The sequence below is a fragment of the Pseudomonas sp. C5pp genome, assembly GCF_000814065.1.
In the GTDB taxonomy this organism is placed as follows: Bacteria; Pseudomonadota; Gammaproteobacteria; order Pseudomonadales; family Pseudomonadaceae; genus Aquipseudomonas; species Aquipseudomonas asiatica.
Genome location: NZ_JWLN01000011.1, coordinates 36,549 through 63,014, shown reverse-complemented (window position 1 = coordinate 63,014; position 26,466 = coordinate 36,549). Strand labels below are relative to the sequence as shown.

General features: G+C 65.3%; 25 protein-coding genes. 18 read left to right on the top strand and 7 right to left on the bottom strand.

The window, feature by feature from the left end; translation table 11 throughout:
- Positions 1-64: 64 nt before the first annotated feature.
- The 4 genes from cobJ to cobG are packed head-to-tail and all read right to left on the bottom strand — an operon-like array spanning position 65 to position 4,431.
- Entirely contained in the window at positions 65-1,762 is a 1,698-nt protein-coding gene (gene cobJ / locus RR51_RS11205) for a precorrin-3B C(17)-methyltransferase (RefSeq protein WP_082044683.1), read from the bottom strand.
- Positions 1,750-2,484, bottom strand: coding sequence for a precorrin-2 C(20)-methyltransferase (locus RR51_RS11200; protein ID WP_016712210.1), 735 nt, complete (start codon positions 2,482-2,484; stop codon positions 1,750-1,752). Before RR51_RS11200 ends, cobJ begins: the two co-directional genes overlap by 13 nt.
- On the bottom strand, positions 2,481-3,107 hold the full coding sequence (locus RR51_RS11195; protein WP_039613543.1) for a precorrin-8X methylmutase: 627 nt from the start codon (positions 3,105-3,107) through the stop codon (positions 2,481-2,483). Before RR51_RS11195 ends, RR51_RS11200 begins: the two co-directional genes overlap by 4 nt.
- The gene (gene cobG, locus RR51_RS11190; protein ID WP_177328654.1) at positions 3,100-4,431 is read right to left on the bottom strand and encodes a precorrin-3B synthase; all 1,332 of its coding nucleotides are present in this window, start codon (positions 4,429-4,431) and stop codon (positions 3,100-3,102) included. Before cobG ends, RR51_RS11195 begins: the two co-directional genes overlap by 8 nt.
- A 244-nt stretch (positions 4,432-4,675) precedes the next feature.
- On the opposite strand from cobG, the gene RR51_RS11185 reads away from it, so the two are divergent.
- From RR51_RS11185 to RR51_RS11105, 17 genes are all read left to right on the top strand, one after another.
- A complete protein-coding gene (locus RR51_RS11185) occupies positions 4,676-5,887 on the top strand; it encodes a bifunctional cobalt-precorrin-7 (C(5))-methyltransferase/cobalt-precorrin-6B (C(15))-methyltransferase (protein WP_039613541.1) in 1,212 nt (403 codons plus the stop codon).
- Positions 5,880-6,974 (top strand): cobalt-precorrin-5B (C(1))-methyltransferase, encoded by a 1,095-nt coding sequence (locus tag RR51_RS11180; protein WP_039613540.1) that lies wholly within the window; start codon positions 5,880-5,882, stop codon positions 6,972-6,974. Before RR51_RS11185 ends, RR51_RS11180 begins: the two co-directional genes overlap by 8 nt.
- Positions 6,971-7,696 (top strand): cobalt-precorrin-6A reductase, encoded by a 726-nt coding sequence (locus tag RR51_RS11175; RefSeq protein ID WP_013974383.1) that lies wholly within the window; start codon positions 6,971-6,973, stop codon positions 7,694-7,696. Before RR51_RS11180 ends, RR51_RS11175 begins: the two co-directional genes overlap by 4 nt.
- A gap of 254 nt (positions 7,697-7,950) precedes the next feature.
- Positions 7,951-8,388, top strand: coding sequence for an NfeD family protein (locus RR51_RS11170; protein ID WP_039613539.1), 438 nt, complete (start codon positions 7,951-7,953; stop codon positions 8,386-8,388).
- Between the two features lie 26 nt (positions 8,389-8,414).
- Positions 8,415-9,269 carry an SPFH domain-containing protein gene (locus tag RR51_RS11165; RefSeq protein WP_013974384.1) on the top strand — a complete coding sequence of 285 codons (855 nt, stop codon included), beginning with the start codon at positions 8,415-8,417 and terminating at the stop codon, positions 9,267-9,269.
- 213 nt (positions 9,270-9,482) lie between these two features.
- Entirely contained in the window at positions 9,483-9,872 is a 390-nt protein-coding gene (locus tag RR51_RS11160; protein ID WP_039613538.1) for a DUF2946 domain-containing protein, read from the top strand.
- A 47-nt stretch (positions 9,873-9,919) separates the two neighbouring features.
- Positions 9,920-10,405: a copper chaperone PCu(A)C gene (locus RR51_RS11155; protein WP_003257539.1), complete on the top strand. Its 486-nt coding sequence runs from the start codon at positions 9,920-9,922 to the stop codon at positions 10,403-10,405.
- Positions 10,406-10,428: 23 nt separating this feature from the next.
- Positions 10,429-10,860, top strand: a complete 432-nt coding sequence (locus tag RR51_RS11150) for a DUF2946 domain-containing protein (protein WP_039613537.1) — start codon at positions 10,429-10,431, stop codon at positions 10,858-10,860.
- A 68-nt stretch (positions 10,861-10,928) separates the two neighbouring features.
- Positions 10,929-12,980, top strand: coding sequence for a TonB-dependent copper receptor (locus RR51_RS11145; protein ID WP_039613536.1), 2,052 nt, complete (start codon positions 10,929-10,931; stop codon positions 12,978-12,980).
- A gap of 58 nt (positions 12,981-13,038) precedes the next feature.
- On the top strand, positions 13,039-14,406 hold the full coding sequence (locus tag RR51_RS11140) for a PepSY-associated TM helix domain-containing protein (RefSeq protein ID WP_039613535.1): 1,368 nt from the start codon (positions 13,039-13,041) through the stop codon (positions 14,404-14,406).
- Positions 14,407-14,631: 225 nt separating this feature from the next.
- Positions 14,632-16,038 (top strand): D-serine/D-alanine/glycine transporter, encoded by a 1,407-nt coding sequence (cycA, locus tag RR51_RS11135; protein WP_013974389.1) that lies wholly within the window; start codon positions 14,632-14,634, stop codon positions 16,036-16,038.
- Between the two features lie 186 nt (positions 16,039-16,224).
- The gene (urtA, locus tag RR51_RS11130; protein WP_013974390.1) at positions 16,225-17,490 is read left to right on the top strand and encodes an urea ABC transporter substrate-binding protein; all 1,266 of its coding nucleotides are present in this window, start codon (positions 16,225-16,227) and stop codon (positions 17,488-17,490) included.
- Between the two features lie 140 nt (positions 17,491-17,630).
- The gene (urtB, locus tag RR51_RS11125) at positions 17,631-19,118 is read left to right on the top strand and encodes an urea ABC transporter permease subunit UrtB (protein WP_039613534.1); all 1,488 of its coding nucleotides are present in this window, start codon (positions 17,631-17,633) and stop codon (positions 19,116-19,118) included.
- Complete coding sequence (gene urtC, locus RR51_RS11120; protein ID WP_025340800.1) at positions 19,118-20,197, top strand: urea ABC transporter permease subunit UrtC; 1,080 nt, start codon at positions 19,118-19,120, stop codon at positions 20,195-20,197. Before urtB ends, urtC begins: the two co-directional genes overlap by 1 nt.
- Entirely contained in the window at positions 20,194-21,051 is an 858-nt protein-coding gene (urtD, locus tag RR51_RS11115; RefSeq protein WP_023660839.1) for an urea ABC transporter ATP-binding protein UrtD, read from the top strand. The genes urtC and urtD overlap by 4 nt, the downstream gene beginning before the upstream one ends.
- A 137-nt stretch (positions 21,052-21,188) precedes the next feature.
- Positions 21,189-21,887, top strand: a complete 699-nt coding sequence (gene urtE, locus RR51_RS11110) for an urea ABC transporter ATP-binding subunit UrtE (RefSeq protein ID WP_039613533.1) — start codon at positions 21,189-21,191, stop codon at positions 21,885-21,887.
- A 31-nt stretch (positions 21,888-21,918) separates the two neighbouring features.
- A complete protein-coding gene (locus tag RR51_RS11105) occupies positions 21,919-22,434 on the top strand; it encodes a GNAT family N-acetyltransferase (RefSeq protein ID WP_039613532.1) in 516 nt (171 codons plus the stop codon).
- Between the two features lie 125 nt (positions 22,435-22,559).
- Here the strand turns inward: RR51_RS11105 and RR51_RS11100 are convergent, their stop codons facing one another.
- Together RR51_RS11100 and cbpA are read right to left on the bottom strand one after the other, a co-directional pair.
- Positions 22,560-22,865 carry a chaperone modulator CbpM gene (locus RR51_RS11100; protein WP_015271974.1) on the bottom strand — a complete coding sequence of 102 codons (306 nt, stop codon included), beginning with the start codon at positions 22,863-22,865 and terminating at the stop codon, positions 22,560-22,562.
- Between the two features lie 2 nt (positions 22,866-22,867).
- The gene (cbpA, locus tag RR51_RS11095) at positions 22,868-23,821 is read right to left on the bottom strand and encodes a curved DNA-binding protein (protein WP_013974397.1); all 954 of its coding nucleotides are present in this window, start codon (positions 23,819-23,821) and stop codon (positions 22,868-22,870) included.
- Between the two features lie 164 nt (positions 23,822-23,985).
- On the opposite strand from cbpA, the gene RR51_RS11090 reads away from it, so the two are divergent.
- Positions 23,986-25,257 carry an Hsp70 family protein gene (locus RR51_RS11090; RefSeq protein ID WP_013974398.1) on the top strand — a complete coding sequence of 424 codons (1,272 nt, stop codon included), beginning with the start codon at positions 23,986-23,988 and terminating at the stop codon, positions 25,255-25,257.
- A gap of 135 nt (positions 25,258-25,392) precedes the next feature.
- On the opposite strand, the gene RR51_RS11085 is transcribed toward RR51_RS11090, so the two are convergent.
- Complete coding sequence (locus RR51_RS11085; protein WP_015271976.1) at positions 25,393-26,400, bottom strand: AI-2E family transporter; 1,008 nt, start codon at positions 26,398-26,400, stop codon at positions 25,393-25,395.
- Between the last annotated feature and the right edge of the window lie 66 nt (positions 26,401-26,466).

Genomic DNA, 26,466 nt, shown 5'->3' with positions numbered 1-26,466 from the left:
GTCAGGGGCGACCACCTTAGCCAGCGCGCCCAGGATGCAGCGCGCTGAAGGGTTTCCGGTGCAACTAGTCAGCCGACGGGTACCAACGCGGGGTGTAGGCCCACACCCCACCCGAGAGACGAGGAAACACGCAGGTTGTAGATGAACCCACCAGCACCATGGTGCGCATGTCGACCATTTCCGGCAGCAGCTCGGCCAATGTGACGACCTTCAGCGTTTGACCCGGCCTACCGATGTCACGGCCAAGGACTACAGGCGTGTTCCCCTCGCGGTGCCGGCGCACGACCTCCAGCGCTACCCCAAGCTGGTGCGGCCTGGCCTTGGAAATCGGGTTGTAGAATGCCAGCACCAGGTCGGCCTGGGCCGCCAGGTCCAGGCGCTTTTCAATGATCGACCACGGCTTGAGGTTGTCGGACAGCGACATCACACAGAAGTCATGCCCCAGCGGCGCGCCCGCCTGGGCGGCCGTCGCGAGCGAGGCCGACACCCCTGGCAGGATCTCGAGATCCACCCGGTGCCAAGCCGGGTCCGTGGACTCGTGCAGCGCTTCAAGTACCGCAGCCGCCATGGCGAACACCCCCGGGTCTCCCGACGAAACGACCACCACCGAACGGCCCTGGGCCGCGAGTTCGAAGGCATGCCGGGCACGCTGCATCTCTTCACGGTTGTCGGTGCAGTGCAGTACCTGATCGTCACGGAACGGGCCGGCCATGCGCACGTAGGTTTCGTAACCGAGCACATCCTCGGCCCGTGCAAGCTCGGCCTTGACCGCCGGCACCATCAGCTCGGCTGCACCAGGCCCCAGGCCGATGACCGCCAGGCGACCCCGACGACGACCGATCTGCGCCACTTCGACCGGGGCAGGCGCCACCGCGATGACCACGTCTGCCACCTCGATCAGCTGCGCAGCAGGCAATGCCGCGGCAACCATGCTGGCGAGATCATGCGTCCTGGCAGCAAAGCGCAAGGCAACCCCCAGGGCCTGTGCGGCCTCGTACAGGGCGCTATCGGCCATGGCTTGCTCGTCGGCCAGCAGGCAGGCCACTGCCGGCTCGGCGATGCCGGCCTGCTGCAATGCCGACCGGATACTGGCCAGGCTACCGCCAGCAACACCCACCACCACCGAACGCGGGTGGATCAGCAGCTCGTCGCGGCTGGCCGGGCGCGCCTGGTGCCCCACATGGATGGTACGCCGGGCCGCCTCGCTGGCAGGCAGCTGCGCCTGCTGCAGCCACGGCGCGTCACCTTCGATGCGCACCGCCTCGCCAGCCAGCAGGTCGGAGACGAAGCGCTTGCCTTGCTCGATATCCGCCAACGCGTAACCTTGCGGTGGGTTCAGCAGACAGGTGCCGAAACGCAACTCGCCGCTGGTGGTAATCGCCGCAGCAACGCCCAGTGCTTCAGCGATTTCGCGCGCCATCACGTTCACACCGCCAAGGCCACCGAGCAACGGCACTACCGCGCTGCCGTCTTCGGCCACGGCCAGTACTGGCGGCTCGACACCTTTCTCGCTGAGCAGGCTGGCGAGGCTGCGGATGACGATACCCGCCGCGCACAAGGCAATGATCGGAGTGTTCTGCTGGTACAGCCCACGCAGGGTATCGCCGAACGCGGTGTAGCAAAGGTCGGCACCCTCGACCCGTCCTTCCAGCCCATGGATCGATGCTTGTGGATAACACTGCTGGATACGCTGCGCCGTGGCCAGGCTGCCCTGGCCAAGGATGACGATCGCCGGTGCCTGGTGCATGTTCAGCCCTGCCATTTTTCACCCGGCACGATAATCAGCGAGAAGTACGGCGACGACTGTGGGTCGACCTGGTCCAGCGGCACGATTTTCTGGTTGGCCATGGTCGCCCGCTCCACATACAGCGCGCGCCCGTCCAGGCCCAGTTCGGCCAGCACTTCGCGCACCTTGGGGAAGTTGCGGCCAAGCTTCATGATCACCGCCGCGTCGGCATCGGCCAAGCGACGCTTGAGCTCTTCGGCCGGCAACACGCCAGACAGCACCGACAGGCTCTGGTTGCGGTACACCAGCGGCGCGCCCAGTACCGAGGCGCCACCGAGCATCGAGCAGACGCCGGGGATCACTTCGGCCTCGTAGCGCTGCGCCAGGCGGTCGTGCAGGTACATGTAGGAACCATAGAAGAACGGGTCGCCTTCACAGATAACCGCCACGTCGCGGCCGGCATCCAGGTGCTCGGCCACCTGCACGCTGGCCTCGTCGTAGAAGTCGCTGATCACCTGTTCATAGGACAGCGGCGCTGGCAGCGCTTCGGTGGTTACCGGGTAGACCAGCGGCAGCAGGGTCTGCTCGGGCTGCAGGTGCGCCTCGATGATGCCGAAGGCGTTGCCGCGCTTGCCCTTGGCCACGAAGTAGCCAACCACAGGCGCTTCACGCAGCAGGCGCAGGGCCTTGAGGGTAATCAGTTCTGGGTCGCCAGGGCCCACACCCAGGCCCAGCAGACGTCCACGCGGCGCCATCATTCCACCTCCGTGGCCAAGGCGTTGACCGCAGCTGCGGCCATCGCGCTACCGCCCAGGCGGCCCTGCATGATCACGAACGGCACGCCACGGCTGTCGGCGGCGAGCATCGCCTTGGACTCGGCGGCACCGACAAAGCCGACCGGGAAGCCGAGGATAAGTGCTGGTTTCGGGGCGCCGGCGTCGAGCATTTCCAGGAGGTAGAACAGTGCGGTAGGCGCATTGCCGATCACCACCACACTGCCTTCCAGGTACGGTCGCCACAGCTCCAGGGCCACGGCGGAACGGGTGTTGCCGGCGTCTTTCGCCAGGCCCGGTACGCTCGGGTCGCGCAGGGTGCAGATGACCTTGTTGTCGGCGGGCAGGCGGGCGCGGGTAATGCCTTCGGCGACCATGTGCGCATCGCACAGGATCGGCGCGCCGTTCAGCAACGCCTCGCGCCCGGCCCGGCCGGCGCCTTCGGAGAACTGCAGGCCATCGATGGCGTCGACCATGCCACAGGCGTGGATCACGCGCACGGCGAGCTTTTCGAGGTCTGCGGGGATCCGCTCGAGTCGGGCTTCCTCGCGGATGATCCGGAAGGAATTGCGATAGATCTCCTGACCATCGCGGATGTAGTCAATCATCAAGGTGCTCCGTCGGCAGGTCGAGCATGGCGCCTGCTTCATTCAAGGTAAGGTCGGTGGCGCGCAGGGCGCCGAAGCCCGGCTGGCGCGCATCACGCAGGTACAGGTCGTAACGGCCCGGCGCGCGCGCCAGCAGGGTGGCCGGGGCAACATGGGCCACGGCGCAGGATCGGGGGCAACCGGAGAGGTGCACGCTGCCGGGCACGCCAGGGCCGAGCAGTGCAGCCAGGGTGACGGCGTCGGCCTTGGTCTCGCCCAGGGCCTTGGCACAGCCACTGGCGCCGGTACAGGCGCTTATGCGGGCCAGTGGCTCATGGTCATGGCATAGCAGGCCCAGTGCGGACAACCCGGCCTGGGCGTGGTCGATGTGTTGCGCTTGCAGGTTGGTCAGCACCAGGCTTTGCCAGGGGCTCAGCCGCAGGCTGCCATCACCATGTTCACGGGCAACGCGCGCAGCGCCACGCAGCATGGCCGGGGTCAGGCGCCCCTGCGGCGGGGCAACGCCCAAGGCGACGCCCTGCGCCTGGGGCAGGACGCCCAGCCACGAGACGCTGCGCGGTTCACGCCGCCACGCGAGCACGGCGGCATCGCGGCGGATGGCCAGGCCGAGCCCGTCGATGAAATCGGTTGCCGAACATACCTCGAGCAACTGGCGCATGCGCGACTGTGCCGAGGTGGCCAGGTCGAGGAAGCGCTCCAGCACCGCACGCACCAGTGCCAGGCCTTGGTCCGCCGGCACAGCACCGAGCACCTGGCCGTCTGCCGGGCAACCCGCCAGGCCAAACGCCAGCCAGGTCTGCTGCCCCAGGCGCAGGGCCGACAGCCACAGGTCATGGGGGTGTTCGAGCATGGCCAGGTTTTCGCCGGCATCCAGCTGCACGGCGAACTTGGCCGACAACTGGTGAAAACGCGGAGTGCCTTCCAGCAGGTCGAGGATCTGCCCGGCCAGCGGCCGAGCGTCCAGCAGCATCGCCGGGTCATGCCCGGCCAGCGGGCTGAGCATCAGGTTGCGCACATCGTCACCGGCGGCATCACGTGGGCCCAGGCCGGCAGCGAGCAGTGTCTCGACCAGGCCGCGATGCTCGCTGCCGATGCCGCGAATCTGCAGGTTGCCGCGGTTGGTGGCCTCGATCACGCCACCAGCGAAACGCTCGGCAGCCTCCGCCACTGCGTCGGCCTGGTCGGCCAGCAGCAGGCCGCCCGGCAGCTTGATACGGCAGATGCCGCCATCACGGGCACTGACGATGCGCCACAACCCCGGGCAGGCCGAGGGACGGGGCGATACATGGGAGGCATGGGCCTGGGTCAAAGGGGCGTCCGGCAATCTGTGAAAATGCGCTTGAGTGTAGAAGGCGCGGTATTATGCCTGCTTTGTCCGGCGGCATGAAAAGCCGGTGGTCGAGCATCATCGACGATCGAGTAGAAATTAAGGACCGCGTCGCCTTCCTTCGCGGGCATGCCCGCTCCCACAGAATCACCGCTGCCCTCAACGGCAGCGCTGTACCTGTGGGAGCGGGCGAGCCCGCGAAGGGGCGCGCAGCGGCCCCAAAAATGGCGGAATGAAATACATGGCACCCTGGCTGACAGTAGTAGGTATCGGCGAAGACGGCTTCAGCGGCCTGGGCAAGCAGGCCCGGCGCGCGCTGCTGGGCGCTGCGCGGATCTTCGGCAGCCCGCGCCAGCTGGCCTTGCTGCCACGCTGCGTGGCCGGCGAACGGCTGGGCTGGCCAAGCCCGTTCTCGCTGGCCCCGGTCCTGGCTCTGCGCGGTGAGCCAGTATGCGTGCTGGCCAGCGGCGACCCCATGTTCTACGGCGTCGGCGCCAGCCTGGCGCGCCAACTGCCCGCCGCTGAAATACGCGTGCTGTCGATGCCCTCCTCCTGCGCCCTGGCCGCCGCCCGCCTGGGCTGGCCACTGCAGGACGTGCAGGTGGTATCGCTGGTCGCTCGGCCCCTGGCAGCGCTCAATGCCCATCTACACAGCGGTGTGCGCCTGCTGGTGCTGAGCAACGACGGCGACAGCCCGGCAGCAATTGCCACGCAGCTGCGCGAGCGGGGCTTCGGGCCAAGCCGCCTGCGAGTCTTCGAACACTTGGGTGGCGTGGACGAACGTGAGTTGGCCGGCACCGCCCAGGACTGGCCGCACAGCGACGTCGCCGCGCTCAACCTGGTAGCCATCGAGTGCCTGGCCACGCCCGAGGCGCCGCGCCTGCACCGGCTGGCCGGGTTGCCGGACAGCGCCTTCCGGCATGACGGCCAGCTGACCAAGCGCGACGTCCGCGCCATTACCCTGGCCCGCCTGGCACCACAGCCCGGCGAACTGCTGTGGGACGTGGGCGCCGGCTGCGGCTCGATCGGCATCGAATGGATGCGCGCCCACCCGGCCTGCCGCGCCTTGGCCATCGAGGCCGACGAAGGCCGCCAGGGCTTCATCGAACACAACCGCGATGCGCTGGGTGTACCCGGCCTGCAACTGGTCCGCGGCAAGGCACCAGCGGCGCTGGAGGGCCTGGAGCAACCGGATGCTGTCTTCATCGGTGGCGGCGTCACCCGCGAAGGTGTGCTCGACCTGTGCTGGGCAAACCTGCGCCCCGGCGGCCGGCTGGTAGCCAATGCGGTGACCCTGCAAAGCGAACTTGCCCTGGCGCATTTCCGTGAACGCCACGGTGGCGAGCTGACCCGCATCCATGTCGCCCATGCCCAGCCATTGGGCGCGTTCGACACTTGGCGCCAGGCGCTGCCGATCACCTTGCTGGACGTGGTGAAACCCGCCGATGCGTGAAGAAACCCGCGAACAGCCCGCCCCCCTGCGCAGCGGCCTGACCACCGGCAGCTGCGCCACTGCCACCAGCCTGGCGGCAGCGCGCTTGCTGCTGGGAGGCGAGAGCAGCGACGCCGTCAGCATCACCCTGCCCAAGGGCAAGGTGGTGCAGATGCGCCTGGAGTTCTGCCGCCTCATCAGCCAAGGTGCCGAAGCGGGCACGCTCAAGGACGCCGGCGACGACCCGGACGTGACCCATGGGGCCCTGCTCTATAGCCAGGTGCGCCTGCTGGCCGAACCGGGCATCCGTTTTGTCGCCGGCACCGGCGTCGGCACCGTGACCCGCCCGGGGCTGGTGCTGGCGGTGGGTGAGCCGGCCATCAATCCGGTGCCACGGCGCATGATCAGCGAACACCTGCAACGCCTGGCGGACGAATGCAGCTACCCCGGCGGCTTCGAGGTGACGGTCAATGTGCAGGGCGGCGAGCAACTGGCCCTGAAGACCATGAACCCGCGCCTGGGCATTCTCGGCGGGCTGTCGATCCTCGGCACCAGCGGCATCGTGCGGCCGTTTTCCTGCGCGGCCTACATCGCCTCGATCCACCAGGGCATCGATGTCGCCCACACCAACGGCTACACGCATATCGCTGCATGCACCGGGAACGCCAGCGAAGACACCATGCGCCGCGTCTATGGCCTGCCGGAAATAGCCCTGATCGAAATGGGCGACTTCGTCGGTGCGGTGCTCAAGCACCTGCGCAAAGTACCGGTGCCACGCCTGACCCTGTGCGGCGGTTTCGGCAAGATCAGCAAGCTGGCTGCCGGGCACATGGACCTGCACAGCCGTCATTCCAGCATCGACCTGCCGCAACTGGCCGGCTGGGCGGCGGACATCGGCGCCGACGCAGCGCTGCAGGCATCGATCATTACTGCCAACACCAGCCAACAGGCCCTGGCACTGGCCCATGCGGCCGGCATTCCCTTGGGTGACGCGGTGTGCGCCCACGCCCTGGCCTTCGCCCGCAGCGTGGTGCCGGCGCAGGTGCAGGTGGAGGTGTTCGCCATCGATCGCCAGGGTGGCATCGTCGGCCGGGCGGGTGTGCAATGAACGGGCGCATCCTGCTGCTGGGCGGCGTCACTGAAGCCCTGGCCATCGCTCGCCGCCTGGGCCCGCAGCATGTCTACAGCCTGGCGGGCATCGGCCGGGTGCCGCAGGACCTGCAATGCCAGGTTCGGGTCGGCGGCTTTGGCGGTGCCGAAGGGCTGGCGAACTACCTGCACGATGCAGGTATCACGTTGCTGATCGATGCTACCCATCCCTATGCCGCGCAGATCAGCCGCAACGCGGCCAACGCCGCACGCTTGGCCGGTATTCCGTGCTGGGCCTTGCGCCGCCCGGCCTGGCAGACACAAGCGGGGGACGACTGGCGCGAGGTCGAGGACTGGGCGGGGTTGATCGAGGCACTCAAGCCGTTTCGCAGGCCATTGTTCACGCTGGGGCGTGAGCCGCTGCAACATCTGGACGAGATACCGCTGGAGCAGTTCTGGACCTTGCGTGCGTTGGAAACGTGCCCTGGCAACGATCGCTGCGAAGTGATTGGCGCGCGCGGGCCGTTCCATATCGAGGAGGAGCGGGCGTTGTTCCAGCGCCGCAAGATCGATGTGCTGATCAGCAAGAACAGTGGCAGCGTAGCGACCGAACCGAAGCTGGAGGTGGCGCGGGAGCTGGGGATACCTGTGCTGATCCTGAAGCGACCGGCTTTGCCGGATGTGAACCGGGCATTCGATTCGCCAGCCGACCTGGCTGCGGCACTCGACCTGCGCGGATGACAAACTCCGCAAGCGCACCGCAGATCCCTGTGGGAGCGGGTTTACCCGCGAAGAAATCAACGCGGTGCATGGCACCGGCTTCGCCGGTGTTCGCGGGTGAACCCGCTCCCACAGGGGACGCGGCAACTTTCATGTATTTGCACAAGACAGTTGCTCCTACAGCCATTTCGGACTTTTCTTGCAAACCATGAAGTGGCCATGTGCCGCACTGCTACCTTAAACTCGGCACTCCCCTCCCGGAAGGCGCTACCCATATGGAAATGCAATGGTGGATCTGGCTGGTCTTCGGCATCGCGCTGATCCTGCTCGAACTGGTCCTGCCGACGTTCTTCATCCTCTGGTTCGGCATCGGCGCCGTGCTGGTATCGCTCATTTCGCTGACCGCCCCCAGCCTGCAACTGGACATGCAGGTGCTGCTGTGGGTGCTGATGTCGTCAGTCACCACGGCACTGTGGTTCAAGCTGTTCCGGCGCAAGCAACCAGACGTGCGCTGGACCGCCGAAAGCGTGATCGGTGAAGTGGGGCTGCTGACTGCTGGTGTATCGGAGTTCCAGAAAGGCCGTGTGCGCTTCCAGAAGCCTATCCTCGGTAACGAGGAATGGACCTGCATCGCCGACAGCGAGATCGCGGCCGGCGAGCGGGTACGCCTGACCGCCATCGAAGGGAACACCGCCCGGGTCATTCGGGCCTGAATCCGCACTAAAAGGAATTTCGCATCATGACCAGCCTCATCGTCGTCGTCGCCATCGCCCTGTTCGTCCTGATCACCGTGTTCAAGGGGGTTCGCATCGTGCCCCAGGGCGAAGAATGGGTCGTCGAGCGCCTGGGCCGCTACCAGAGCACGCTCAAGCCCGGCCTGAACATCGTCATCCCATACATGGACGTGGTCGCCTACCGCCTGCCTACCAAGGACATCATCCTCGATGTGCAGCAGCAGGAAATCATCACCCGGGACAACGCCGTGATCGTGGCCAACGCCCTGTGCTTCGCCAAGGTGGTCGACCCACAGAAGGCCTCCTATGGCGTGCAGGACTTCTCGTTCGCCGTCACCAGCCTGACCATGACCTCGCTGCGCGCCATCGTCGGGGCCATGGACCTGGACGAAGCGCTGTCCAGCCGCGAGCAGATCAAGGCGCGCCTGCGCGAGGCGATGTCCGAGCAGACCGAAGACTGGGGCGTGACCGTACGCTCGGTGGAAATCCAGGACATCAAGCCCTCGGAGAACATGCAACTGGCCATGGAGCGCCAGGCGGCAGCCGAGCGTGAACGCAAGGCCGACGTGACTCGTGCCGAAGGAGCCAAGCAGGCGGCGATCCTGGAAGCAGAAGCACGCTTGCAGGCTGCCAGGCTGGATGCCGAAGCGCAGATCAGCCTGGCCGAGGCCTCGGCGCGGGCGATTTCGCTGGTCAAGGACGCGGTCGGCAACGAGACCGTGCCGGCGATGTACCTGCTGGGCGAGCGCTATGTGGGGGCCATGGAGAACCTGGCGGGCAGCAGCAATGCCAAGGTGGTGGTGCTGCCGGCGGACCTGCAGGAGACCGTGCGAGGGTTGATGGGCCGCAACAAGGCTTGAGGGTACCTTGATCTTCATCGCTGGCAAGCCAGCTCCCACAGGTTTACCACAGGCCCTGAAATCTGTGCGGTCCCTGTGGGGGCTGGCTTGCCGGCGATCGGGCTGCAAAGCTGCCCCTCGAAGGGCACGGCCTGCGTCACTTCACCGCACCCCGCCATTTTTACCTATACTCCGCCTTACAATACCCACCACGATTCCTGACCGGATCTCTCCATGCCCCCACGTCGGCACATCGCCTGGATAGCCTGCCTTGCAGTGCTGTTCAACCTGCTGGCCATGCCGCTGTCTTCCGCCGCGCCCAAGGGCCCGGCCGAGCAGCTGCTGTGGGGGGCCTTCTGTTCCAGCATGGCCAACAAGGCCAAGGTCGACGTCCAGGCCCTGGCCAAGATCGACCTCGGCCCGCAAAGCGACGACAGCGCCAGCATGATGAATTGCTGGTGCTGCTCCGGTGCCGCGCCACTGCTGGCCTTGCCCGGCTACCCGCCGCAGCTGTACAACCCGCCGATACTGCTGGCCGGCCTGCTGCCGCCACCCGCCGACTACCACGCCACGCCGCGCCAACTCTGGCCGGCGCTCAACCCCCGTGCCTCTCCGCTGGCCTGAGTTCATCACGCTGTCTGCCTGAACCTGAACAGAAACGGAGATTCACCATGCTCAAGCATGCCCTCGTCATGGCCGCCCTGTTGCTGCCCGGCGCCTTTGCCAATGCCCACGAATACAGCGTGGGTGACCTGCACATCGCCCACCCCTGGTCACTGCAGCTGCCCCCCAACGCCCCCAACGTCGCGGCGTATTTCGTGGTGCACAACAATGGCCAGGCCGACGACCGCCTGCTCGGTGTCGACAGCCCCATCAGCGATGACGCACAACTGCACGAGCATGCCATGAGCGCCAGCGGTGCCATGAAGATGCAGCAGGTACCCAGCGTGGTGGTGCCCGCCGGCAAGGACCTGACCTTCGCCCCCAGCGCCTACCATGTGATGCTGATGCAGCCCAAGGACCGCAGCCTGCTCAGCGACGGCAAGCGCTTCCCGTTGACCCTGCACTTCGAAAAGGCCGGCGATATCACCGTCGATGTGGCCGTGCAGAAGCAGGCGCCGACGGACCAGCCGCAAGCCCACGAACACGCGCACTGATCACCCGCTGAAAGGCACTCGTCATGAGCCTGCCGCGCAACAGCATCAGCCGTACCACCCGCCCTGACCGCAGGCGCGCCGGTGGCGGATGGCTGAGCCTGTTCGCCATGTGGATGATCTTCATCGGCCCGCTGATTTCCCAGTCGATGCCGATGGACCACCACGCCGGCATGAGCATGCCGATGGACATGCCGATGGCCACCGCCCATCAGCATGGCGGCGACGCCCATCACGGCCAGGCTGGCGATGGCCAGCTGCATGTGATGTGGGAAAAGTGCGGTTACTGCAGCCTGTTGTTCAACTGCCCGGCCCTGCCCCAGGCCCTCAGCCCGCTCAGTGCCAGCAGCGTCGTACCCACCACCCACCTGTTCGCACCCACGCGCCAGGGCCATGCCCGGCAGGCTGTATTCCCCGGCGCGCGCAGCCGCGCCCCACCTTCCTCGATCAACCTCTGAACCCACATTTTTCGCGCACGAAGCCAGGAGGCTTCGCGCTGACTCATGACTGATCGACTGGAATCATTATGTCCGGCTGCACCCCTGTTTTTGCCTTGTCCCTGCGTGGGACCATCGCCGCCGTGTGCGGCTCGCTGCTCGCGCCCGTGGCCCTGGCCGCCGACCCAGGCCATGAAGGCCATGCACACGACGCCCCCGAACTGAGCCCGACGGTGATCACCGCCGTGGCCCCGAGCTCGCCGCTGACCGTGGTCACCAACCCGAAAGACCCGCGCCAGCCGGTGCCGGCCAGCGACGGCGCCGACTATCTGAAGACCATCCCCGGCTTCTCGGCCATCCGCGCCGGCGGCACCAACGGCGACCCGGTACTGCGCGGCATGTTCGGCTCGCGCCTGAACATCCTCACCAATGGCGGCCTGATGCTGGGCGCCTGCCCCAACCGCATGGATGCCCCCACGTCGTACATTTCGCCGGAAACCTACGACCGCCTGATCGTGATCAAAGGCCCGCAAAGCGTGATCTGGGGCCCGGGCGGCTCGGCGGGCACCATCCTCTTCGAGCGCGAGCCGGAGAAGTTCGGCACCATCGGCAGCCGGGTCAACGCCAGCCTGCTGGCCGGCTCCAACGGCCGCTTCGACAAGGTGCTGGACACCGCCGCCGGCAACGACCAGGCCTACGCCCGCTTCGTCGGCAACCAGTCGCGCTCGGACGACTACCATGACGGCGATGACAACACCGTGCCGTCACGCTGGGACAAGTGGAATGGCGATGTCGCCCTCGGCTGGACACCCGACCAGGACACCCTGCTGGAACTCACCGCCGGCAAGGGCGATGGTGAGGCCCGCTATGCCGGGCGTGGCATGGACGGCTCGCAGTTCAAGCGCGAAAGCCTGGGCCTGCGTTTCGAAAAATCCAACCTCGGCGAGGTGCTCGACAAGGTCGAGGCGCAGGTCTACTACAACTACGCCGACCACGTGATGGACAACTACAGCCTGCGCACGCCTTCGGGCAGCGGCATGATGGGCATGCCGATGGTCAGCAACGTCGACCGCCGCACCATGGGCGCACGCATCAAGGCCACCTGGCGCTGGGCCGATGTGCAACTGATCGGCGGCATCGACGCGCAGACCAACGAACATCGCAAACGCGGCGGCATGGGTGTGGACGCGCACAAGGGCCAGGCCTGGACCAAGGACGCCGACTTCCACAACTACGGTGCCTTCGGCGAGCTGACCTGGTACGTCAGCGGTGAGGACCGCATGATTACCGGTGCCCGCCTGGACCGCGCCTCGGCCCGCGACTTCCGCGCAACCAGCGCCACCAACGGCGACACCCGCGCCGATACCCTGCCCAGCGGTTTCGTCCGCTACGAGCACGACCTGGCAGCCATCCCGGCCACCACGTACATCGGCCTTGGTCATGCCCAGCGTTTCCCCGACTACTGGGAGCTGTTCTCGCCCAAGCTGGCACCACCCGGTGCGGCCAATGCTTTCGACGGTATCAAACCAGAGAAGACCACCCAGCTCGACTTCGGTGTCCAGTACCGCGACGAGCGCATGGAAGCCTGGGCGTCTGGCTACATCGGGCAGATCCGCGACTACATCCTGTTCGACTACCAGGGAATGAGCTCCCAGGCTCGCAACATCGACGCCCGCATCATGGGCGGCGAACTGGGCGCGGCCTACCAGCTGACGGAAAACTGGAAGGCCGACGCAACGCTGGCCTACGCCTGGGGCAAGAACAGCAGTGACGGCGCAGCACTGCCGCAAATGCCGCCTCTGGAAAGCCGCCTGGGCCTGACCTACAGCCGCGATGCATGGAGCGTCGGCGCACTGTGGCGGCTGGTGGCGGCGCAGAACCGCATCGCCGAGAACCAGGGCAACGTGGTCGGCAAGGACTACGACAACAGCGCCGGCTTCGGCGTGTTCTCGCTCAATGGTGCCTACAAGGTGAGCAACCACCTCAAGCTCAGCGCGGGGGTCGACAACCTGTTCGACAAGACCTACGCCGAGCATTTGAACCTGGCCGGGAACGCCGGGTTCGGCTACCCGGCTAGCGATCCACAGCCGGTCAACGAGCCAGGCAGGACCTTCTGGACCAAGGTCGACTTCAGCTTCTGACAACAACAACGGGCGCGGCGCAGGTCGCGCCCATCTGCTGGTCAAACAGGAGGTTCCCATGAGAGGAACACGCATCAATTTCTACAACCTGGCCTGGCGTTGGCACTTCTATGCGGGGCTGTTCGTGGCCCCGTTCATGATCCTGCTGGCAATCACCGGGATAATCTACCTGTTCAAGCCGCAGCTCGACCCGCTGCTGTACCGCGAGCTGATGGTGGTCGAAGCCGGCCACCACCGACAGGGCGCGGACACGATGCTGGCCGAAGTGCGCAAGGCCTATCCCGAGGGCCACGTTGGCCAGTACCTGCCGCCGCTGGACGCCGAACGCAGCGCACAATTCGTGGTGCATGACGCCGGGCGCGAACTGAACGTTTTCGTCGACCCCTACAGCGGCAAAGTCCTTGGCGTACAGGATGGCAAGCAGAACCTGCAGGCCATCGCCCGCGCCCTGCATGGCGAACTGATGGTCGGCACGGTCGGTGACCGCCTGGTAGAACTGGCCGCGGGCTGGGGCATCGTGCTGGTGGTGTCGGGCCTGTACTTGTGGTGGCCACGCGGGCGCAATGGCGCTGGCGTGCTGTGGCCACGGCTCTCGGCACGCGGCCGAATGTTCTGGCGCGACCTGCATGCGGTAACCGGCTTCTGGGGCTCGGCCTTGTTACTGCTGATGCTGCTCAGCGGCATGACCTGGACCGGCCTATGGGGCAAGCAGTACGCCGACTTGTGGAACCGCTTTCCGGCGGCCATGTGGAACGACGTGCCCAAATCCGACCAGCAGGCGGGTGAACTCAACAGCGCACACCGCCAGACCGTGCCGTGGGCGATGGAAAACACGCCGATGCCACAGTCCGGTGCACACGCCGAACATGCCGGGCATCACATGACGTCGAGCGCGCCCGCAGCGCCACAGGTAAGCCTGCAGCAAGTCGAAGACATCGCAACCGCGCGCCAGGTCGAGCCGGGTTACAGCATTACCGCGCCGACCACGGCCGATGGCGTGTTCACCATTGCGGTGTTCGCCGACGACCCACGCAACGACGCCACCCTGCATGTCGACCAGTACACCGGCAAGGTGCTGGCCGATGTGCGCTGGCAGGACTACAGCCCGGTGGCGCGCGCTACCGAACTGGGTGTGATGCTGCATGAAGGCAAGATGTTCGGGGCGTTCAACCAGATCATCATCCTGCTGGTGTGCCTGATGATCTTGCTGGGCTCGGTGAGCGGGCTGGTGATGTGGTGGAAGCGCAGGCCGGCCGGCGGGCTGGGTGTGCCGCCGCTGCGCCATGACCTGCCGCGCTGGAAAGTAGCGGTGGGGGTGATGCTGGTACTGGGGTTGATGTTCCCGCTGGTGGGGGTGTCGATGGTGGTGATGTGGCTGGTGGATAGCCTAGTGGTCAGACGCGGCCGGGTGCTGGCCAGCGCTTGAGCCTTGCTTCGTCTGTGCCGGCCCTTTCGCGGGTAAACCCGCTCCTACAGTTCCTGCGCCAGCGCGGTCCCTGTGGGAGCGGGCAAGCCCGCGAAGAGGCCGGCACAGGCACAACACTGCTACCCAAAAGTCGAGTCGATCTGTCGCGCCCCGAACTGGAACGCGCGTGTTAGCCTAGCCGGCTACCTCTGACAAGACGACCGACCGTCCAACGGAATGCAGCCTATGACGCAAACCTCACCCACAGCGCCAGATGAACAGCATCTGCAGCGCAACCTGACCAACCGCCACATCCAGCTGATCGCCATTGGCGGCGCAATCGGTACCGGCCTGTTCATGGGCTCGGGCAAGACCATCAGCCTGGCCGGGCCGTCGATCATCTTCGTCTACATGATCATCGGCTTCATGCTGTTCTTCGTCATGCGCGCCATGGGCGAACTGCTGCTGTCGAACCTCAACTACAAGTCGTTCATCGATTTTTCCGCCGACCTGCTCGGCCCCTGGGCAGGCTACTTCACGGGCTGGACCTACTGGTTCTGCTGGGTGGTCACCGGCATCGCCGACGTGGTCGCGATCGCGGCATATACACAGTTCTGGTTCCCCGAACTGCCGCAGTGGATACCGGCGCTGACCTGCGTAGGGCTGCTGCTGTCGCTGAACCTGGTGACGGTGAAGATGTTCGGTGAAATGGAGTTCTGGTTCGCCCTGATCAAGATTGTCGCCATCATCGGCCTGGTCGCCACCGGCCTGTACATGGTCATCACCGGCTTCACCTCGCCCAGCGGGCGCACCGCGCAACTGGCCAACCTGTGGAATGACGGCGGCATGTTCCCCAATGGCCTGATGGGCTTCTTCGCCGGCTTCCAGATCGCCGTGTTCGCTTTCGTCGGCATCGAGTTGGTGGGTACAACCGCCGCCGAAGCGAAGAACCCGGAGCGCACCCTGCCGCGGGCGATCAACTCGATCCCGGTACGCATCATCGTGTTCTATGTGCTGGCGCTGATCGCGATCATGGCCGTGACCCCATGGCGCGACGTGGTGCCGGGCAAGAGCCCGTTCGTGGAGCTGTTCGTGCTAGCCGGCTTGCCAGCGGCGGCGAGCATCATCAACTTCGTGGTGCTGACCTCGGCGGCTTCGTCGGCCAACAGCGGCGTGTTCTCCACCAGCCGCATGCTCTACGGCCTGAGCCAGGAGGGTGACGCACCCAAGGCATTCGAGAAACTGTCGAGCCGCTCGGTACCTGCCAACGGCTTGTACTTCTCCTGCACCTGCCTGCTGCTGGGCGCAGTGCTGATCTACCTGGTGCCGAACGTGGTCGAGGCATTCACCCTGGTCACCACCGTTTCGGCGGTGCTGTTCATGTTCGTCTGGACACTGATCCTGCTGTCGTACCTGAACTACCGCAAACACCGCGCGGCGTTGCACCAGGCCTCGAAGTACAAGATGCCGGGCGGGCGCTTCATGTGCTACGTGTGCCTGGTGTTCTTTGCTTTCATCCTGGTGTTGCTGAGCCTAGAGGACGATACCCGCGCGGCGTTGCTGGTGACGCCGATCTGGTTCGTGCTGCTGGCGGTGACCTATCAGGGGGTGCGTAGCAAGCGCCATCCGCGCACGGCAGTGCGTAACGGCTGATGACCCTGGGGGCTGCTCTGCAGCCCCAATCCTGTGCACACAAATCCATCAGGCACCAACCTGGATCCAACCAACGCCCCAACACCTCGCACAACCCCTCTATTGCGCACCTTCCGCCGTTAGGCACACCCCTTGCAACACCCCTCCCCGCTTGCCCAACACATAAAAACTCAGCGGAGAGAGCACATGAAGCGACGCAGTCTGATCAAGGCCTTCACCCTTAGCGCATCGATTGCCGCAATGGGCCTGAGCTGGAGCATCCAGGCCGCCGAAACCATCAAGGTCGGCATCCTGCATTCGCTGTCGGGGACCATGGCCATTTCCGAGACTTCGCTCAAGGACATGGCGCTGATGACCATCGAGCAGATCAACGCCAAGGGCGGCGTGAACGGCAAGCTGCTCGAACCGGTGGTGGTCGACCCGGCCTCCAACTGGCCGCTGTTCGCCGAAAAGAGCCGACAGCTGCTGACCCAGGACAAGGTGGCAGTGGTGTTCGGCTGCTGGACCTCGGTGTCGCGCAAATCGGTGCTGCCAGTGTTCGAAGAGCTCAACGGCCTGCTGTTCTACCCGGTGCAGTACGAGGGTGAAGAGATGTCGCCGAACGTGTTCTACACCGGCGCCGCGCCCAACCAGCAGGCCATCCCGGCCGTTGAGTACCTGATGAGCGAGGACGGCGGCAGCGCCAAGCGCTTCTTCCTGCTGGGCACCGACTACGTCTACCCGCGCACCACCAACAAGATCCTGCGTGCCTTCCTGCACAGCAAGGGCGTGGCCGACAAGGACATCGAAGAGGTGTACACGCCGTTCGGCCACAGCGATTACCAGACCATCGTCGCCAACATCAAGAAGTTCTCCGCCGGAGGCAAGACCGCCGTCATCTCCACGGTCAACGGCGACTCCAACGTGCCGTTCTACAAGGAGCTGGCCAACCAGGGCCTGAAGGCCACCGACGTGCCGGTGGTGGCGTTCTCGGTGGGCGAAGAAGAACTGCGCGGCATCGACACCAAGCCGCTGGTGGGCCATCTGGCGGCGTGGAACTACTTCGAGTCTGTGGATAACCCGGTCAACCAGAAGTTCGTCGCCGACTGGAAGGCCTACGCCAAGGCCAAGGGCCTGCCAGGCGCCGACAAGGCGGTGACCAACGACCCGATGGAGGCCACCTACGTGGGCATCCACATGTGGGCGCAGGCGGTGGAAAAAGCCAAGTCCACCGATGTCGACAAGGTGCGCGAGGCACTGGCCGGGCAAAGTTTCGAGGCGCCGTCCGGCTTCACCCTGACCATGGACAAGACCAACCACCACCTGCACAAGCCGGTGATGATCGGCGAGATCCAGGATGACGGGCAGTTCAGCGTGGTGTGGGAGACCGAGCAACCGCTGCGGGCGCAGCCATGGAGCCCGTTCATTCCCGGCAACGACAAGCGCCCTGATTACGCCGTGAAAGGTAACTGAGAGCCGTTAGGGCCGCCTTGCGGCCCATTCGCGGGTGAACCCGCTCCCACAGGTTCGGTGCAAGGTTCGAAACCTGTGCGGTCCCTGTGGGAGCGGGTTTACCCGCGAAGAATCCACCGCTGTATTCCAGGATTGCTCGCATGCTTAGACTCCTGCTAACTCTTCTCCTGCTGATGCCCTTGGCAACCCAGGCCAGCGAGGGCGAATTCTTCCTCGCTGCCAAGCCCGCCGAGCAAGCCCGCCTGCTCGAAGGCTGGGCCGCACAACCCGATACCGCTCGCCTGGCGCTGCTGGGCAACCTGCGCCAGGGCCGCATCGCCGCCGACGACACACGCAAGGTGCGCCTGAACAACCGCCTGCGTGGCCTGATCGACAACGCCTTGGCTAGCCACCAGTTGCTCAGCGACAACAGAGACATCCGCCTGGCCGCTGCCCAACAACTACAGAAAAGCGCGCAACCGGCGCAAATGGCCTTCCTCGACCGGCGCTTCGCCAGCGAACCGGATGCCGCCGTGCACGCCGCCCTCGGCCTGGCCCTGGCCAACCTGCAACTGGGCGCCAGCGAGCCGGCAGTACGCCTGGCCGCCGTTCGCCTGCTCGGCGAAACCGGTGACCCGCTGGCCCGCACCCGCCTCGAAGCCTTGCTGCAACCCAACGCGGAAACCGACCCGGGCGTGCGCACCGCCGCCGAAACCAGCCTGGCCCAGGTGCAGCGCAAGCTGCTGGCCGGCGAACTGCTCGGCCAGGCCTTCAGCGGCCTGTCGCTGGGCTCGATCCTGCTGCTGGCAGCCCTTGGCCTGGCCATCACCTTCGGCCTGCTCGGGGTGATCAACATGGCCCACGGCGAAATGCTGATGCTCGGCGCCTACAGCACCTACATGGTCCAGGTACTGCTGCAGCGCTACGCCCCCGGCGCCATCGAGTTCTACCCACTGATCGCCCTGCCGGTGGCGTTCGCCATCAGTGCCGGCGTCGGCATGGCGTTGGAGCGCACGGTAATCCGCCACCTGTATGGCCGCCCTCTGGAAACCCTGCTGGCGACCTGGGGAATCAGCCTGATCCTGATCCAGGCCATCCGCCTGCTGTTCGGCGCGCAGAACGTAGAAGTCAGCAACCCGGCCTGGCTGTCGGGGGGCATCCAGCTGCTGCCCAATCTGGTACTGCCATACAACCGCCTGGTGATCATCGGCTTCGCCCTGGCCGTGGTACTGCTCACCTGGCTGCTGCTCAACCGCACGCGGCTGGGCCTGAACGTGCGCGCGGTCACCCAGAACCGCAACATGGCCGCCTGCTGCGGCGTGTCCACCGGGCGCGTCGACATGCTCGCCTTCGGCCTCGGCTCGGGCATCGCCGGGCTTGGTGGCGTGGCCCTGAGCCAGGTCGGCAACGTCGGCCCGGACCTGGGCCAGAGCTACATCATCGACTCGTTCCTGGTGGTGGTGCTCGGCGGCGTCGGCCAGTTGGCCGGCAGCCTGTGGGCAGCCTTCGGCCTTGGCATCGCCAACAAGCTGCTGGAGCCGCAGATCGGCGCCGTGCTCGGCAAGATCCTCATCCTTGCGTTGATCATTCTGTTCATCCAGAAGCGCCCGCAAGGCCTGTTCGCCCTCAAGGGACGGGTAATCGACTGATGAACCAGCCACTGCTTGTCACCGCTACGCAAAAGGCCGGGCCACGCCTGACCCTGGCCATCGGCGCCGTCGTCGTCCTGTTGCTGGTGGCCCTGCCGCTGCTGTCGCTGCTGCCGGCGGACCATGCCCTGCAAGTGTCGGCCTACACCCTGACCCTGGTCGGCAAGATCCTCTGCTACGCCATCGTCGCCCTGGCCCTGGACCTGGTCTGGGGCTACGCCGGGCTGCTGTCGCTGGGCCACGGGCTGTTCTTCGCCCTCGGTGGCTACGCCATGGGCATGTACCTGATGCGCCAGGCCGCCGGTGACGGCCTGCCAGGGTTCATGACCTTCCTGTCGTGGAGCGAGCTGCCGTGGTACTGGGCTGGCACCCAGCATTTCGCCTGGGCCCTGTGCCTGGTGGTGCTGGCGCCCGGGCTGCTGGCGCTGGTGTTCGGCTGGTTCGCCTTTCGCTCGCGGATCAAGGGCGTGTACTTCTCGATCATGACCCAGGCGCTGACCTTCGCCGGCATGTTGCTGTTCTTCCGCAACGAAACCGGCTTTGGCGGCAACAACGGTTTTACCAGCTTCCGCACCATCCTTGGCTTCGACATTGCCGCCCAAGGCACCCGCGCAGTGCTGTTCCTGCTCACCGTCGGCCTGCTGCTGGCCAGCCTGTACCTGTGCTGGCGCCTCACCCGCAGCAAGTTCGGCCGCCTGCTCACCGCCGTGCGCGACGCCGAAAACCGGCTGATGTTCTGTGGCTACGACCCGCGTGGTTTCAAGTTGCTGGTGTGGGTGCTCAGCGCCGTACTGTGCGGCCTGGCCGGTGCGCTGTACGTACCGCAGGTGGGCATCATCAACCCCAGCGAGATGTCGCCGACCAACTCCATCGAAGCCGCCGTGTGGGTGGCCCTGGGCGGGCGCGGCACCTTGATCGGCCCGCTGCTCGGCGCCGGCCTGGTCAATGGCATGAAAAGCTGGTTCACCGTGGCCTTCCCGGAGTTCTGGCTGTTCTTCCTCGGCGCGTTGTTCATCCTCGTCACTCTGTACCTGCCCAAGGGCGTGGTCGGCCTGTTGAAGAAAAGGAGCCAGCCATGAGAGGCGTGCCCCCGGTACACCCGGAATTCATGCTCGAACCGGTGTTCGACAACCTCGGCGCCAGCCGCGACGCCATCGGCCTGGGCCAAAGCCGCAAGACCGGCCTCGACACCCGCCACGGCACGGTGCTGAGCCTGGAAGACATCAGCGTCAGCTTCGATGGCTTCAAGGCGCTGAACGCGCTGAACCTGTACATCGGCGTGGGCGAGCTGCGTTGCATCATCGGCCCCAACGGTGCCGGCAAGACCACGATGATGGATGTGATCACTGGCAAGACCAGGCCCGACAGCGGTACGGCCTATTTTGGCGACACCCTCGACCTGACCCGCATGAGCGAATACCAGATCGCCCAGGCCGGCATAGGCCGCAAGTTCCAGAAGCCCACGGTGTTCGAGGCGCTGACGGTGTTCGAAAACCTGGAGCTGGCGCTGAAGACCGACAAGTCGGTATGGGCCAGCCTGGCAGCGCGCCTGGGTGGTGAGCAGCGCCAACGCATCGAGGAGGTGCTGGGCACCTTGCGCCTGCTGCCGCTGGCCCAGCGCCAGGCGGGCTTGCTGTCGCATGGGCAGAAGCAGTTCCTGGAGATCGGCATGCTGCTGGTGCAGGAGCCGCAACTGCTGTTGCTGGACGAGCCGGTAGCGGGCATGACCGATGCCGAGACCGAGTTCACCGCCGAGCTGTTCAAGGGGCTGGCTGGCAAGCATTCGCTGATGGTGGTGGAGCATGACATGGGGTTTGTCGGCAGCATTGCCGACCATGTGACCGTGCTGCACCAGGGCAGCGTGCTGGCGGAAGGGTCGCTGGAACAGGTGCAGGCGGATGAGCGGGTGGTCGAGGTGTATCTGGGCCGCTAGACATTGAAACCTGTGCCGGCCTCTTCGCGGGTAAACCCGCTCCCACACAGGCCTGAAGAGCTGCGCGGTCCTTGTGGGAGCGGGTTTACCCGCGAAAGGGCCGGCACAGGCACAGCAACAATTTCAGGAATACACACATGCTCAAGATCGACACCCTGCACCAGTATTACGGCGGCAGCCACATCCTCCGGGGCCTGTCCTTCGAAGCCAAGATCGGCGAAGTCACCTGTCTGCTGGGCCGCAACGGCGTGGGCAAGACCACCCTGCTGCGCTGCCTGATGGGGCTGGTACCCGCCCGCGACGGAAGCATCGAATGGGAAGGCAAGCCGATCACCAGCCTCAAGCCCCAGCAACGGGTCCACGCCGGCATCGCCTACGTGCCCCAGGGCCGCGAGATCTTCCCCCGCCTCACTGTCGAGGAAAACCTGCTTATGGGCCTGTCGCGCTTCCCCGCCCGTGAAGCTCGGGAGGTACCGCCCTTCATCTACGAACTGTTTCCCGTGCTGGAACAGATGAAGCAACGCCGTGGCGGTGACCTGTCCGGCGGCCAGCAGCAACAGCTGGCAATCGGCCGTGCCCTGGCCAACCGCCCGCGGCTGCTGATCCTCGACGAGCCCACCGAGGGCATCCAGCCTTCGGTGATCAAGGAGATAGGCGCAGTCATCCGCCGCCTGGCCGAGCGTGGCGACATGGCAATCCTGCTGGTGGAGCAGTTCTACGACTTCGCCGAGGAGCTGACCGACCAGTACCTGGTGATGGCCCGTGGCGAGATCATCCAGCGGGGCCGCGGCGAAAACATGCAGGCCGAAGGTGTGCGCGGGCTGGTAACCATTTAATCTGCAAGCAACGACCCTGCGAGACGCTGTCATGAGTCATGAAATCCGCGACGCCCTGCCTTCCGACGTGCCGGGCATCCTCGACATCTACAACGACGCGGTGCGCAACACCACGGCGATCTGGAACGAAACCCCGGTGGATTTGGCCAACCGCCTGGCCTGGTTCGCCGCACGGGCGCAGCAGGGTTACCCGATCCTGGTGGCGGTGGATGAGAGCGGTGTGCTGGGCTATGCGTCGTTTGGCGATTGGCGGCCGTTCGAGGGCTTTCGCCTTACCGTTGAGCATTCGGTGTACATCCGTGGTGACCAGCGTGGCAAGGGGCTGGGGCCGGTGCTGATGGCAGCGCTGGTCGAGCGTGCGCGCGCGTGTGGCAAGCATGTGATGGTGGCGGCCATCGAGAGCGGCAATGCAGCGTCGGTGCGCCTGCACGAGCGGCTGGGCTTCGTGGTGACCGGGCAGATGCCGCAGGTGGGGGTGAAGTTTGGCCGGTGGCTGGACTTGACCTTCATGCAGCTGGTGCTGAGCCCGGGGGCAGAACCAAGCTGAATATGATTTTGCCTGTACTGGCCTCTTCGCGGGTAAACCCGCTCCCACAGGTACTGCACACATCTCAGAAATCGTGCGATCCCTGTGGGAGCGGGTTCACCCGCGAAGAGGCCGGCCTGCAAACCTCACATCTGGGTAAACCTGCCCAACCGCTGCCTCAGCATGCTGTTCTCGCTGCGCAGCTGCCGCACTTCCTGCAGCAGCTCCAGCGCCAGCGCCACCCCTTCCCACTCCAGTTCCAGCTCCTGATGCAGCTTCGCCGCGCGTTTGGCCAGCAACGGCGCCTGATCGTCGAACAACCAGTCCTCCGGCGTTCGCCCGGAAGGTTCGACAATGCCGTGCTCGACGATTTCGATCACGCAGTCAGCCGTGAGATCGGCCTCCTGACACAAGGTACGCATGTCCAGTTGAACGATCAGGGTGCTGCTCATGATCACTTACTCCATTGTGTCCTCGGGTTGAACGCAGCCTTCTCGGAAAGCTTGGTCCACAGTTCGCGGGCAGACTCGTCGGATGCTGGCGGCATGACCACTTTCAATTGCGCGTAAAGGTTGCCACGCTCGCCACTCTTGTTGGCCAGGCCCTTGCCCGGTACGCGCAGGCGCTGGCCGCTCTGGCTGTCGGGGCGGATGGTGAGGTTGATCTTGCCGTCCAGGGTCGGCACGGCCACCTTGGCGCCCAGTGCTGCCTCCCACGGTGCCAGCGGCACGGTGATGATCAGGTCATGACCTTCGACATCAAACAGCGGGTGCGGTGCCATGCGAATGGTCAGGAACAGGTCGCCATTGGCCCCGCCACCACTGCCCGGCGCGCCCTGGCCCTTGAGGCGGATCCGCTCGCCGTCGGTCACACCGGCCGGGATCTTCACGTTCAGGGTCTTGGTAGTGAAGCCGGTGCGCTGGCCCATGGCATTGGTCTGAGGCACCTGGAAGCTGATCTGCTTGGACTCCTTGCTCAGGGTCTCTTCAAGGAATACCGCCAGTTCTAGCTCCACGTCCTGCCCCCGCCTGCCAGCGCTGCGTTGCTGCTGCCGGGCACCACCGAACGGGTTGCCCCCCCGGCCACCAAAGATCGAGCTGAAAAAGTCGGAGAAATCGCCGCCTTCGAAGCCGCCACCACCGCCACGGTTCTCCCAGCCCGGTGGCGCCTGGAACGGCCGGCCATGCTGGCCACCGTACTTGCGGATTTCATCGTACTCGGCACGTTTCTGCGCGTCGCCCAGCACTTCGTAGGCCTCGTTGGCCTCCTTGAATTTTTCCTCGGCGTCGCGCTCCTTGCTGACATCGGGGTGATACTTGCGCGCCAGCTTGCGGTACGCGGCCTTGATCGCCTTTTCGTCCGCCGCGGGCTCTACGCCGAGTATCTTGTAATAGTCTTTGAAGTCCATCTATGGATCACCAATGTGAATGTGCGTGTTGCAAGAGAAGATAGGGGTCAAGCATAGCCTTTCAAGACCAGCTTGGGGTTGCTCCATGGCAGACGATCGGTCTTGATTCTGTAGCCAACTGGCATACACTGCGCGGCCGTTTTGCCTCCGGAAGCTCATTCCCCATGTCTGACGTATCCCCGGCCCGCGCCCTGGGCATCGACTTTGGCACCTCCAACTCCACGGTCGGCTGGCACCGCCCAGGCGCCGAGTCGCTGATTGCCCTGGAAGACGGCAAGATCACGTTGCCCTCGGTGGTGTTCTTCAACATCGAGGAGCGTCGCCCGGTATATGGCCGCCTGGCACTGCACGAGTACCTGGAAGGCTACGAAGGCCGCCTGATGCGTTCGCTGAAAAGCCTGCTGGGCTCCAAGCTGATCAAGCACGATACCAGCGTGCTGGGCAGCGCCCTGCCGTTCAAGGACCTGCTGGGCATGTTCATCGGCGAGCTGAAAAAACGCGCCGAGGCCGCTGCTGGACGGGAGTTCGAGCAGGTGGTGCTGGGCCGTCCGGTGTTCTTCGTCGACGAAGACCCTGCCGCCGACCAGGAGGCCGAGGACACCCTGGCCGAAGTGGCGCGCAAGATCGGCTTCAAGGATGTGTCCTTCCAGTACGAGCCGATTGCCGCGGCCTTCGACTACGAGTCGAGCATTAGCCGCGAAGAACTGGTGCTGATCGTCGACATCGGCGGTGGTACCTCGGACTTCACCCTGATCCGCCTGTCGCCCGAGCGCCACCTGGTCGCCGAGCGCCAGAGCGACATCCTCGCCACCGGCGGTGTGCACATTGGCGGTACCGACTTCGACAAGCAGCTGAGCCTGCAGGGCGTGATGCCGCTGTTCGGCTACGGCAGCCGCATGAAGAGCGGCGCGCTGATGCCGACCAGCTATCACCTCAATCTCGCCACCTGGCACACCATCAACGCCCTGTACTCGCAGAAGTCGCAGCTGGCGCTGGGCAGCATGCGCTATGACATCGAGGACACGTTGGGCATCGACCGCCTGTTCAAACTGATCGAAGAGCGTGCCGGCCACTGGTTGGCGATGGAAGTGGAGGCCAGCAAGATCGAGCTGACCGAACAGCAGAGCCGCCACGTCGACCTAGGCCGCATCGAGCGCGATCTGGGCGTGGACCTGTCCCGAGCGCTGTTCGAGGGGGCTATCGAAGGGTTGCTGGAACGGGTGCGTGGTAGCGTGAGCGAACTGCTGGCCAAGGCTGGAGTGAGCGAGACCCAGGTCGATACGGTGTTCTTCACCGGCGGTTCCAGCGGGATTCCGGCGCTGCGCAACAGCGTGTCGGCGATGCTGCCGAATGCGCGGCATGTGGAAGGCAACATCTTTGGCAGCATTGGTAGCGGGTTGGCCATCGAGGCGCGCAAGCGCTACGGCGTAGCCTGAGCCATCCCTTTCACCTGTGCCGGCCTCTTCGCGGGTAAACCCGCTCCCACAGGGTCCCCGCAAGTCTTGAGAGAAGTGGCATACCTGTGGGAGCGGGTTTACCCGCGAAGAGGCCGGTACTGGTCAATCAAAGAATCAGACCAGTTCGGCCCGCTTCAGCTCACTCTTCAGGTAGGCATAGTAGATCGGCCCCGCCACCACCCCCGGCAGCCCGAATGCCGCTTCGAACACCAGCATCGCCAGCAGCAGTTCCCACGACTTGGCACTGATCTGCCCGCCCACGATCCGCGCGTTGAGGAAGTACTCGACCTTGTGGATGACGATCAGGTAACCCAGCGCCGCCGCCGCCACCCAGATCGACAGCGACAGGCCGACGATGGTGATCAGGGTATTCGACATCAGGTTGCCGATCACCGGCAGCAGGCCCAGCAGGAACGTCAGTACGATCAGCGTCTTGGTCAGCGGCAGGTGCACGTCGAACATCGGCAGCACCACGGCCAGGAAGATGCCCGTGAACGTAGTGTTGAGCAGCGAAATCTTGATCTGCGCGAAGACGATGTTGCGAAACGCCTTCACCAGCAGGCTCAGGCGCTCGAACAGCGCCGCTGCCAGCGGCTTGCGCCGGGATATGTCGGGGATGCGCTGCAAGGCGACGATGGCACCGAGGATCATGCCGATCAACAAGGTGACGAACATGTGCGCCATACCCTTGCCCACCAGCTGCAGGTCGCTCAGGTGGCTCTTGATCCAGTCACCGATGGCCACCTTGAACTCCGCCGCACTGGCCGGCAGGTAGCCTTCGATGAACGGCGGCAGCTGGCTACGGGCGCGCTCCACCAGGGCCATGAACTTGTCCAGCGAGGCCCCGGGGTTTTCCGCCTCGTGCAGCAAAAAGCTGAAGGCACCGGCAAACAGCAGGGTCAGGGTGCTGACCACCAGCGTGCCGAGTAGCGCCACAGCCAGCCAGCGGGCGCGCTGCCCGGCGAGCAGCGGCTGCAGCCGCGGCGTGAGCATGTTGACCAGCTCGAACACCAGCAGGCCGGCCAGCAGGCTTGGCAGCAATTTCAGGGGCAACGCCAGCAACAGGCCGGCAAATACGATGATCCAGCTGGCCAGGGTGACCTGGCGGGGGGTGAAGGTCATACAGCCTCAACGGCAGACAACGGGAAAGACCCGCAGTCTGCCAGCCTTACGTCTGCAGGCATAGGC

Coding starts and splice junctions, on each gene's coding strand:
- urtB (WP_039613534.1), top strand. CDS start 17,631: ATGCTTAGACTCCTGCTAACTCTTCTCCTGCTGATGCCCTTGGCAACC.
- RR51_RS11175 (WP_013974383.1), top strand. CDS start 6,971: ATGAACGGGCGCATCCTGCTGCTGGGCGGCGTCACTGAAGCCCTGGCC.
- urtC (WP_025340800.1), top strand. CDS start 19,118: ATGAACCAGCCACTGCTTGTCACCGCTACGCAAAAGGCCGGGCCACGC.
- RR51_RS11140 (WP_039613535.1), top strand. CDS start 13,039: ATGAGAGGAACACGCATCAATTTCTACAACCTGGCCTGGCGTTGGCAC.
- RR51_RS11170 (WP_039613539.1), top strand. CDS start 7,951: ATGGAAATGCAATGGTGGATCTGGCTGGTCTTCGGCATCGCGCTGATC.
- RR51_RS11155 (WP_003257539.1), top strand. CDS start 9,920: ATGCTCAAGCATGCCCTCGTCATGGCCGCCCTGTTGCTGCCCGGCGCC.
- RR51_RS11105 (WP_039613532.1), top strand. CDS start 21,919: ATGAGTCATGAAATCCGCGACGCCCTGCCTTCCGACGTGCCGGGCATC.
- RR51_RS11160 (WP_039613538.1), top strand. CDS start 9,483: ATGCCCCCACGTCGGCACATCGCCTGGATAGCCTGCCTTGCAGTGCTG.
- urtA (WP_013974390.1), top strand. CDS start 16,225: ATGAAGCGACGCAGTCTGATCAAGGCCTTCACCCTTAGCGCATCGATT.
- cbpA (WP_013974397.1), bottom strand. CDS start 23,821: ATGGACTTCAAAGACTATTACAAGATACTCGGCGTAGAGCCCGCGGCG.
- RR51_RS11165 (WP_013974384.1), top strand. CDS start 8,415: ATGACCAGCCTCATCGTCGTCGTCGCCATCGCCCTGTTCGTCCTGATC.
- RR51_RS11185 (WP_039613541.1), top strand. CDS start 4,676: ATGGCACCCTGGCTGACAGTAGTAGGTATCGGCGAAGACGGCTTCAGC.
- RR51_RS11085 (WP_015271976.1), bottom strand. CDS start 26,400: ATGACCTTCACCCCCCGCCAGGTCACCCTGGCCAGCTGGATCATCGTA.
- RR51_RS11150 (WP_039613537.1), top strand. CDS start 10,429: ATGAGCCTGCCGCGCAACAGCATCAGCCGTACCACCCGCCCTGACCGC.
- RR51_RS11195 (WP_039613543.1), bottom strand. CDS start 3,107: ATGATTGACTACATCCGCGATGGTCAGGAGATCTATCGCAATTCCTTC.
- cobJ (WP_082044683.1), bottom strand. CDS start 1,762: ATGGCAGGGCTGAACATGCACCAGGCACCGGCGATCGTCATCCTTGGC.
- urtE (WP_039613533.1), top strand. CDS start 21,189: ATGCTCAAGATCGACACCCTGCACCAGTATTACGGCGGCAGCCACATC.
- RR51_RS11180 (WP_039613540.1), top strand. CDS start 5,880: ATGCGTGAAGAAACCCGCGAACAGCCCGCCCCCCTGCGCAGCGGCCTG.
- RR51_RS11090 (WP_013974398.1), top strand. CDS start 23,986: ATGTCTGACGTATCCCCGGCCCGCGCCCTGGGCATCGACTTTGGCACC.
- RR51_RS11145 (WP_039613536.1), top strand. CDS start 10,929: ATGTCCGGCTGCACCCCTGTTTTTGCCTTGTCCCTGCGTGGGACCATC.
- cycA (WP_013974389.1), top strand. CDS start 14,632: ATGACGCAAACCTCACCCACAGCGCCAGATGAACAGCATCTGCAGCGC.
- urtD (WP_023660839.1), top strand. CDS start 20,194: ATGAGAGGCGTGCCCCCGGTACACCCGGAATTCATGCTCGAACCGGTG.
- RR51_RS11100 (WP_015271974.1), bottom strand. CDS start 22,865: ATGAGCAGCACCCTGATCGTTCAACTGGACATGCGTACCTTGTGTCAG.
- RR51_RS11200 (WP_016712210.1), bottom strand. CDS start 2,484: ATGATGGCGCCGCGTGGACGTCTGCTGGGCCTGGGTGTGGGCCCTGGC.